Genomic DNA, 12,089 nt, shown 5'->3' with positions numbered 1-12,089 from the left:
AAGAACATATCTACAGCTATTAAGGATGGTGATATAACTGCCATGAACTTATTAGAAGAGCATAAACTAATGGACTACTATAATAGAGTTCAGAAAATGAATCAGAGAGCTGTAAACTTATCTAAACTTTACATGGTTGCAACTCAAACTGAAGGTGTTTATGATTCTTTTAAGGAAGCTAATATAGATCCTACTATAACTGCTATAGGATTACTTGGAACCGCATTTGGATTTCATAAATTAATGCAAACAAGTTTAGGTGACGTAGCCCTTAGTGGTTTAGGTCTCGATGAATTAGGATTTACTGTAAGAAATGTTACTAAGAAATTAGCAACAGAAATGAAAAAGAATTTAGGAAAACTTACAGCAGAAGTATCAGAAGAAGTAGAGAAAAAAGCAGGAAAATCCTTAGTAGGAAGAATTAAAAATTATGGAAACAAATTTACTGAACTATTTAAAGAATCGTTAAAACCCTCTACTTTAAAAACAGATATGTTAAGGGAGTCTCTAGAGGAAGTAAGCGAAGAAGGAATACAAGATATTGCGTTAATATCTTCTAGTTACTTAAATGATGCTTTAGATACTCTAGGATTCACTAACAATAACAATACTTATAAGTGGTCTGAAACTAAACCTCTAGAGAGATATATAATGGCAGCAGTTGGAGGAGCAATGGGTGCAGCTGTATTTAAAGGAATGAATAAATTTGATGATGCTATCCATGGAAGAACTTCTGTTTCAGAATTACCAAAAGATGATTTAAAAGCATTTATACAAATAGCTAACACTACTCCATTTTCTGAGGTTAAGAAAATAGTAGAAAAAGATATAAAGAAAGGAAAATTTGGATCAACTACATTATCAACTAGAATAAAATCTAGATCTGATGGATCTACCTATTTTGAAGTTACAGATAATGTAGAAGAATCTCAAAATAATATAATAGGAAATCAGATATTATCTATTTTAAATAGTATAGATAATACAATTAAATCAGAAATAGGAACTATAGATAAAAAGAATATTCTTAATTCTGCATTGGGTAGAGATTTAAGGGCATCTGATTTAGCTGATAAATCCTATCAAATAGTTGAAACTATAGCTAATGATTTTAATGATATAGTTACTGATATAGTTCATTACAAAAATAAAATAGATTCAACTCCAGATGGAAAACAACCTGATCCTAATGATGTAAAAAATTATAATGATGCCAAACAAAGATATGAAGACCTAATGAGCGGCAAAAGATCTTCAGAATATATTGAAAAAATGGCATTCCTGCTAAATAGAAGTGTTAGTAGTAGATTTGTAGATGATATAGATATTTACACATATGCTATGGCTAATAATAAAAACTATGCTACTGCTGATTCTGAAACCAAAAAAGAAATAGAAAAAGATTTTTTGGAATCTAAAAAAGACAGAACTAAAAAATTAGATGCCGGATTTAAAATATTTAAATATTTTAGGGATAAACTATCTAATGAATTATTAGATATTTCTAATAACGAACAATATAGAAAAAATAGAAAAGCGTATCAAGATAGAATAGATAAAGTCTTTACTGAAATAAAGAATTTTTTAATTCCAGAAGAAGAACAAAAGAAGTTTATAGAAAGTCTTGAAGCTCCCTATAAAACAATAGACGAGTTTATAGAAGCATATAATTTGAATCCAGAAGGAATAGAACTAACTGAAGATTTAAAGGAATTTAAAAAAGCATTATTCTTAGACGAACAACTAAAAAATTGGACAAATGGCCAAATAAATAGTAAGGTAACGGATGATAGAACTGGATTAGGAGCAGATCCTATATTGGCTATGGCTAATAATAATATCCTAATGGAATATATGCAAAGCCTTGAAGAGCTTTTATCTAACTCAGAAACTGTAGATTTAGAGATATATGATAAATTAAGAGATATTTTTGGTATCTTTAATAAGTTTAACTTCAATAATTATACTAAAGATGTTGTAGATGCAATAAAAAGTAATACAGAAGAATTTGAAATTGATGCTATTTCAGGAATTATACCTTCTAATGTAGAGCTAGACATGCCAGCCACACTTAAAACAGATGATAATGGAAATATAATGTTACATTATGAAGGATGGGATGGCGAGAAAAATGTAAGTATTGATAAAATTCTAAATGAATCTGATTTAATTACTATAGCTCAACAAACTTATTATAATTTTTCTAAAGATAAGGAAGCTATAATCAACGGAGTAATTTCTATAGATAAAGATGTTCAAAGAAATATAGAAAATAATAAATTAGCTAAATTAGTTTTCGGAACTTTACAATCTAATATAAATCCAGAAGAAATAAATATATTATTATCTGTGGATTCTAAATTAAAACAATTAGAATCTTTAAAGGATAATAACTCTCTTCATAAAATGTTATCTAACATATCCAAAGAATTAGTAGGAGAGGATTTATTTAAAATATTAAAGGATCAAAATGGAGTTATATATTCTTTATCAACATTAAGTGATTATATATTAAATAATAAAGTAACAGAAGATCAAATAAGAGCAGTAAATGCAGTATTATCTATAGCACAAAGTATAATTCATTATCAATCTGGAGAATATGTTGGTGATTCCAATTATGGAACCATGTTAGATATGATAAATAGGGCACGTATACATTCAGGACTTGATGAATTAGCCACTATAAATGATCCAGAAGTAATAGAGAAAGATTTAAACATGTTATCTGAAACATTTGAATATCTATTACAATTAAGTGCTCAAAATACTGTTAGTAAGACCGATGAAAGTAATCTTACAATGGGAAGAACTACATTAGCTCTTATTACTTTATTAAGTAACACTAAACAAAGTTTATTAAAATTTGGAGGAACTCCTATTTTAGTAAATGGAGAAAACTTTTTTGATTTTGATATATCAAAATATATTGATAAACTATCTAATCTAAAAGACTTTAAAGATCTTAAAGTTCTGAAAGAATTAGACGAGATATGGATGGAAATCCAACATTATTATTTTGAAAAATTTAATAAGCTAAGTGAAGAAGATAAAGATGATTTAATAAGAAATCTAGCACAAGGAAAATCAGAAAATAGTAATGGTCTAGACTATTTAAAAAATGAGGAAACTATTCTTAATAGAAATACTACTATTGATGATATAGGGGCTGAAATGTTGGGAAACATTATTGTATCTATGTTAGCAGTAGATCAATCTTCAGTAAAATCTTCTTTTTTAAAGATGTTAGAGGAAAGTCCTTATGCCCCATTCTTCTCTCAATACTTAGCTGTTACTATGAATGTCGCATTTAATGCAAATTCAGAATTAATTAATAAATTTAATAGATACAAAAATGAACTAAATCCGTTTGAAGGAAGTTCCTATACTCCAAATGTAGTAGTAAATAATGGAGATCCTGGAACTGGAAAAACAACAGCAACTGCATTCTTTACAAAGAAAATGCTAGAAAATGATAATATAGATTTTATAGTTGCTGCTCCAGAAAGTTCTCAAGCAAATAAATTTGCCAAATTATTAGAAGTAAATAAAGGATATAACAAAGAAGAATTATTTAATTTATTATTAACTGATAAAGGCAAAGATTCTTTAAAAGAGCCGAAAAATAAGCAAGAAGCACACAGATATGCCGAAAATACTAATTTTAGTGAATTATATAAGGTCCCTGGAAAAAAGACTATAATTTTTATAGATGAATACACACATTTTAGCTCTAGAGAATTTGACTTGCTCTCTAGAATACCAAATATAGAAATACATGCTTTTGGTGATCCTAAACAAGAAGGATTCTTATTATCAGATGGAACAGCAAGTATATTATCTGGATATGTATTTACTACCCCAACTTTATTAATGTCTGTAAGATCGGATAATGGACATAAATCTGATAATATGAATATTCTATCAAATATTCTTAGATCTACTAATAAGAAAGTAAATGATAGTATAATTAATAAATCTCTTATTAATTTAAAGAAAGATCAAGAATTTCTAAAAAAACTAAAACTTAAATACTATGAAAATATTGATTCTGGAGAGTTACAAGGAGAGAAAATAGTTGATAATATACAATTAGTAAAAAATCAATTAGAACAAATTTGCTCAAATCTAAAAGAAGGAGAACAAATAGTACTTATTACTGATAAAGAAGTTTCTTCAGAATCTGGAAAAATATTTGAAGATTTACAAAATAAATATGGGCCAGAGAAGGTTATAACTAAAAATGCAAATAATGTTCAGGGATCTGAATATAAATATGCTGTAGTAGATGTAACTTACACTAAGGCAAACAACGCTGATGCAGCTATTTTTAATAATCAATTCTTGAGTTCTATTAAAGCATTTTATACTCACATTAGTAGATCTATTAAAGGAACAATTATAATTTCAAAGAATAATAACCTACTTGTACCAAGTAGTGAAAAAATCAGCTATCCTAGTAAGGCTGATTTAAAACAAGAAGACATAGATAAATATAAAGGAACTGTATTAGAAGTATATAATCATGGAGAAGAGAGCACTCCTTCAACTATAAGTAACTCTACAACTACACAAACGGAAGAATCTAAAGATATAGAAAAAATAGCTAAAGAATTAGAAGACAAAGAAAAAGAAAATTCAAAAAATGATTCTCCTATAAATCTATATTTCGCTTCCACTAGAGTAGGACTAAAAAGAGAAAATGGAAAATTCTTAGTAAGACAAGGAATTAATGAAGACTTAAATGGCGTGCTTTCTGGAGAATATACAGATCCTAAAGATATATTTATAACACAAGAATATAAAACATGGAGATTAATAAAGCAGTATCTCCTTACAAAAGATAAATCTAAATTAAGAAATACCTTTACTGGAAGTGCAGCACAAATAAGTAAATTTGATAAATTTGTTAAAGTTACTAATTCTAAGGATACTAATGACTTCTTTAATAAATTAGATGCAGCTACATTATCTTTAAAGGTATCAAAAACTGATCAAGCTGTTGATTATCAATTAGCAGAATTAGATTATAATAGAACTGACAAAAATTTTGCTAGAATAGTAGCTAGAATAGATATAGGTAATGGAGAATATTATGAAATTACCTTGGCAGATTTAAATATAGAATCTAAAGCTAATAAGGAATTAAAAGATATATTATCTAATGACTATGCAGATCCAGCATACTTCAATATAGATATAAATGATATACAATTTAGAGGATTTAAATTTTCTAACGAAAAAAACACATATGGAATATCTTTAGAACAAATAAAACTACATTATCCTGAACTATTTATATCCAGTGTATTCTATCATAAAGATGGAACAAGAAAAGGAATGCCATATGTTTTAGTATCTGATGATCCAACTGTTTCTTCTGATATAGAAGCAATAGATGCCTTTGGAGATCTTTATAAAGTGTCAATAGTTGAATTAGATCCAGTAAACTATACTTATGACGATTTTATTTCAAAAGCTAAGATATTATTCCAAAACAAACACAACTCTAAACTGGATTATTTTAAGGTAAGGAAATTAATCCCTGAAATGTTTGGAGCTAGATTACTTTCTGCATTAGCTATAGCTAGAAACATTATTTATGATGATCAAAAGATAAAAGAATATAATGATAGTATAGACAAATACAATCAAGATGCAGAGAAATTTAATAATGAAGCTAAGAATAATGGAGGATCATTATTTAAAGTAATAAAGAGAAAAATAGAAAAAGAAGACATAGAAAATCTTAAAGAATACTTAACTAATGAACTTTCATCTATAATTAATATTATTAGTAATATTAAAGGTTTGACAGTAAGACCTGGAACAAAGGATTTGAATAATATAATAAATCAGTTAAAAAATAAATTATCAAATTATTCAAACCTAAAAAATATTGCCACTGATATAGATATATTTCCAGAAATATCAATAAACCACAACAAAGTATTAAAAGCAGCACTGTCAGAAATTAAAAATAAAACTGCATTTGAGGTATTAAATGATTTAAAATCTCCAAGTGGGGAATTTTATACAAATCATAAAAATGGAAAAAGTTTTAAAACTCTTGCAGAATCAAAGCACAATGGAAAGAATTTATATGAAATTATAGAAGATATACAAGAAGCTTTAAATAAATTAAACTATGATATTCATGGATTAGATGCTTCTGATATTATTCCATTATTAACTAATAATGTGTTGGTATCTTTCTCGAAAGATTTAAAAGTAGTATACTCTCTTTTAGTAGAAGGAGACACAGACCTTCTTAAATTAGTTATGGAGGTTTCTGGAATGTTTGATGACGGGATAATGTCTAAAGGTAGGGATATTACCAAATCACTAAAAGAAACTAAAGGCTTGATTCCGGCAGCTTTAAAACATAACCAAGTATATACTATTCATCAACTTCTTCCTAGAAGGGCAAATTTAAATAGAACATCTTTTACACAAAGTAATATCTCTGTTAATACTCAGACTATTTCATTGGAAGATAGAATAGACTCTATACTAAACAATTATACTAATAGTATAACTCATAGTCTTATTGATACTTTAAAGAATGATATATTAACTTCCGTAAACAGTAATTCTTCTAATGAAGAAATAAAAAATAGTATAGAGGATATTATAAATAGTAGTAAATTACATAAATATCATAAAGCAACTCTATCCAACACAGGGGAGCTGGTAATAGAAAGATTAAAATTTAATTCAAATGGAAAAGTAGAAGTAGAAATAATAAATTTTAATTACATTTCTGATTTAGAAAGGATTCTTGGAGATGAAATAGAAGGATTAGAAAATAATTATGATGGAAATACTAAAATTTCCTTTAAAAAAGAAGGAAATGACTATAGAATAGTTACCGATGTAGATACAGAATTTATACTTACTGAGGATATAAATGGGTACTCTTTAGAAAATAAATCTATAAATAATTCTACTCCATCTGAAGAGGGAGTAATAATTACTCAGAAACCTCAGCCTAATCCGGTAGCTCAAGAAAAGATTTTATCTTTAGAGGATTTTGAAAAAATTAAATCAGATTTTAATTCTCTATTAAACAGCCAAGGCTATAGCGAAATAGATCTTACTTACTCTGAACTAAATAATAGAAAGTTGGAAGACTTTTTAAGGGAGCAAGGTGAAAATAGTAACATAGATAAAGATACATTAAATCAAGTTATAGATGATGTAATGGATCTTTTAGAGGATGATAGTTTAAAAACTTGTACAATAAAAATACAATAAAAAATGAATTGTGGAATAAACAAAAGTGATGTATTGAAAGCATGGATGAAGTATAAAGGTTTTGATAAAACTTCATTAAGTCTTATGATAGTTGATTTGAAAAAATCCTCTGGAATAAGTTATTTCAATCCACTGGAATTAAATGAAGCTGAAGCAAAAAGTAGTAATGCTGATTTTCAAACTATTTTGGATTTTATTTTTTCTAGAGGAAAAATGACAATATCTAAAGAAAAACAACCAGAATATGCAAAATATATATTAGAAGAGTGGAATAAGAGTCAAGAAGACTCTTATTCCCTTGAAGATAATAGTAAAAAGATTACAGAGGAATTAGAAGAGATTCCTAGTATTAAATTAGGATTATCTAATATATTTGTAAATCCTACAGCTGTTACCAAATTTAGAGGATATACTAAAGCTAGTATTATTGCTGCTACTGTAATGAATAATGGAAATGAAGTAGTCAGCAACAGAGAACTAAATAAGTCCTTAATGAATCTTCAAAACAGGATTGGAAGGAATTTAGCTAGACTGGTTGGTTTGGATGAGAAAGATATATATAATGGAAATATATTTGATAGAGTTTATTACGATAAATTAGTAAGAGCTGCAAGAGCCTTTATAAATCCATTTTTGAAAGATGGAAAATTGAATCCAGAGTTAGGAAATAATAGAACTGATTTTTATGATTATATATTATTAACTCAATTTGATGATATTATAGAACTATATATTCCCAATATTAGAATATTACCTTCTTTAAAAGGGAATAAAAATATTCCTTCTGGAGTCTATAAATATGGATTTAATAACGGCAATAATATTGTATGGGGACAAGGAGATTCTATTGTTAATGATGATATAGATAAACATACAAATAATGCCGTTAAGAACTATATTACATCACTAAGAGAAATTAATAGGAATAATGTATATACAGGAAATCAAATATTATTTAGAGACTTTAACGCTTTAGTAGGAGTTATTTTAAATTCTAAAACAGAAAATTTAAAGGACTTGAGATCTAAACCTAGTGAAGCAATTCCTAAAATATTTGATGAAATAAATAATAATATTGATGAATTTCTATCTGGAGAAAATAAATGTTTAAGAAATACCTTCCATACTATTTATAAAAATATTTTTGATAAAAATAGTTATTCTAGTTTATTAGCAACCAATAGAAGAAGTAACAAGATTTCTAAAAATGATTTATATTACATGATATGTAATCATTTTAATAAAAGTACCACTATGGATTATTATAGAATGGCATATGAATTAAATCCTGATTATAATTCAAGCAAAAAAGGATCTAAAAGAGGATGGTATACTACTAAAATGCTTACATCTAGCAATTATGATAATGCAGCATATAATATCAAATCTAGACTTACTATACTACCTGTTATTAGTAGTGATTATTCTAGAATAAGAGATAAATATAAAGTTAAATTTGGTAAGAAAAATAATACTATATTAGATATATCTTTTACTATAGGAAATGATACTATTATATTAAAGTTAGACGGAACAAAATCTTTAGTAGATGAGAAATTATTAGATAATATAGGATCTAATCAATTGTATACAGATTTCTTTAATGAAGTATTTGGGCAAAATTATAATACTTCTTTTTATAAGGAAATGAAAGATTACAATATTAACAATGTAGAATCTAATACAAATGGATTACAAGCATTATTCAAATTAGCATCCAATGTATTTTTATCTAACGAGTTAGGATTTGATGAAAAATCTAATATATCTAGTAAAATATCTAGTTATATATCAGATTCATCTAACTGGTATAATGATAACTTAAATTGCATTGATCCTACTAAATTGGGATCAGTAAGAGATGCAGTAGATTTATTAGCTTATGGTATCTCATATTTAAATAAAGATTTTACTAAGAGTTATGTTACTTTAAGTAATGGTGCCCACATGCCTAGATTTGGATTATCCTCTTTAAACGCAAGTGATAATTATTTGTTTGATAATATAGATATTAATGAATCTTCCCCATTCTATTATAATTTATTGTTTAATAATAGAACTTTTAGGGATAAAATGAAAAATGTCTATAAAACGGAGGTAATTAATAGAGATGGGACGGCTAAGCAAATCTCTGAAATGAAAACAGAGGAACTTATTTATAATGCTTTAGTATCAGAATATTTTTCTGGAAATGATGAATTTTATATAATCCAACCTGCTGTATATGCTGATAAAACTAAGATTCAGTCTAAAATGATTGATGCAAAAACAAAGTTTGAATTTGTATATATGGATGAGGATGGAAATATAAATAGTATAAACAAATCCTTTTCTGAAATGACTTTAGATGATCTGTATAATTTACATTATGGAACTATAAGACCTCAAATTAAAAAATTAAGAGAAAATATAGAAAAGGATTATAAAACATTATTTTCTGTTTTACATGAATTATATCCTAGTAAATATTCTGCAACTATTCCAAATACTTACGAAGAATTTATTCCACTATTAAATAAGTTAACTGAAGATGAACTATATAATGGATTAAAAGCAATACAAGTCAGAAATCCTAACGGAAATTTTACATTTGTTGATCAAATTCACTATGTAAATAATAAAGGAAAATTTGAAGCTAATAATCTTCTTCAATATTATTTTAAAAGATATATTACTAATAGTAAAGAAGAATATAATAATAAAAATAAATTAGAAGAAAAATGGTTTGCAGAATCTATTAGACAGTTTGGAGTAAGACTTGATTTAATGTTTTCTGATGGATCTATTAATTATGCTATTCAGGATAGAGTAGACAAAGTAAAAGATCAAGATCAAAAAGATTATATTAAATCTAAAGCAGGGATAGATATATCAGCTACATATGAAGAATTATGGGTTGATAAAGATACTCAAACTTTAATTCCCTACTTAATAATCGAAGATGGAAAATTATATTATGATGAAAATATAGATTTGACATCTGATAATATAATTGTAGTACTCAATCCAGAATTAGCTAGATATAAGGCTATTGATAATCTTGTTAGTGACAATTATAATTTAGCTACTGTAGGACTTCCGTTCGCTCATCCTTCTAAAGTAAAGGCATCAGAACTAACTGCCTCTGGCATAAAAGCAGAAGAAGCAGCTAGAACTACTGCATTTACTAAAAGACAAGTTATAGATGGAGGTACTGGACATAATCTTATACTTAATAAATTAGACGGAGTCCCTAATAGAATTAGAATATCATGTATAGAAGATTTGTCTGAATTAACTGCTAGTATATCTGGAAATACAGGAAAAGCTGATATAGCTGATGGTGCATTAAGAGTGTCTCCATTCTTTCATCATTGGTTTGCTAATTCTAGTCCAGAATTACAGCATAGTACAACATTTGAAAAGCCTTTAGGATACTTTCAATTGTCAGACTATCTTACATCTTCTCTGTGGAAATGTGCATCATTTGCCATTACTAATGAGTGTATAAGAAATTCTATTACTAGTAAAATTAATGGAGAAGCTTTATTAAAACTTATGACAGATAAGGAATGGCCTATAGAAAAATTAGATTTATCTAAGGTTGTTAATCCTCTTTTACTAAATGATGTATATTTCTGTAATCCAAATGAAGATTTAAATACTCATTATCAAGTAAAATCAATAAAACATTTAGGAAATAATAACTATACTGTTGAATATAGTACTTATGATAATGATGGAAATAAATTAAAGGATATAGTACAAAAACAGGTATCTATAAATAGTAATTATGATTTATGGAAATTATTTGGAGGAGCATACTCTGAATCCAGAATTAACGGAAGATTTGTTTTTGATGAGAAATCTACTGAGTTAGTAGCTACTGTTGGTAATAAAGTTACAGTAACAGATAAAGATATTCCTAGTAATATTCCAGAGGAATGGATAATTCAAAATGGAAGTATAAGAATATTTCAGCCCATGAAGTATTCTGATATTCAATATTTAAATAATACTTCTGGAGTAAAGGTTGGAGTTACTAATGTTAATCCCTCTTCGTTCTATCATAGACCTGTTACTGACAGAATAAGTAAAGGAGAACTAGTGTTTGCACATTCTACTACAGGAAAGTCTTTTGCAAGCAAAATGGGCTACAATATTATAGATTTTGATACTCAATACTCAAAGGAATTAAAAGAAGCAAAAAATGAATTGGCTTTAACTGGAGATCAAAATGTATATATTAACAAACTTATTTCTTTTTTAAATACAGCTGTAAATTCTGGAAAAACTGTATTATTTTCAAATGTTGAATTATTAGATGCTATATCTAATAGTGACTCTTTTAATGTTTCAAAAATATTAACGTTAAACAACGAAGAATATACAAAAAGATATTTAGAAAGAGAGGGAACTTTAGAAACTGCTACTTCTAAAGATTTAATAGATTCAACTATTAATAAGTATTTAGAATCTCATGAAAAAACTAAATTAATAGATTCTTCTAATGGATACATTCAGGATTATTTAGATTCTCCGTTATTATATTCTAGTGTAGATCTTTCTTATCTTATCATTCAATTAACAGCAGACCATGAAGTAGATAATGCAACTGTGTCTGAAATGACTCAGGTAATTTCAGCTATGGAACAAAAAGCAGAAACTCATGACATTGCTATGAAAATGTATGAAAGTATTGGATCATTTATTTCAGCAAAACTTAGACTTTATGATAAATGGGATATTAATACAGAAGCAGGCAAAACGAAATTGAATACAATATTAGGTAAAACTTTATGTAGAATCTTTAAAAATGATGATGAAGCTATTAATTTAGCTACAGCCATAAT

At 26.9% G+C, this 12,089-nt stretch carries 2 protein-coding genes; both read left to right on the top strand.

The window, feature by feature from the left end; translation table 11 throughout:
- The first annotated feature begins 42 nt into the window (after positions 1-42).
- Positions 43-7,257, top strand: coding sequence for a hypothetical protein (locus ACI3VO_RS13700; RefSeq protein ID WP_439758454.1), 7,215 nt, complete (start codon positions 43-45; stop codon positions 7,255-7,257).
- A gap of 3 nt (positions 7,258-7,260) precedes the next feature.
- The coding region (locus ACI3VO_RS13695; protein ID WP_439758453.1) for a hypothetical protein at positions 7,261-12,089 on the top strand (4,829 nt) is incomplete at its 3' end.

The organism is Intestinibacter sp., from assembly GCF_051866655.1.
In the GTDB taxonomy this organism is placed as follows: domain Bacteria; phylum Bacillota; class Clostridia; order Peptostreptococcales; family Peptostreptococcaceae; genus Intestinibacter.
This window is presented reverse-complemented; position numbering and strand designations above follow the sequence as displayed.

Coding starts and splice junctions, on each gene's coding strand:
- ACI3VO_RS13700 (WP_439758454.1), top strand. CDS start 43: ATGAACTTATTAGAAGAGCATAAACTAATGGACTACTATAATAGAGTT.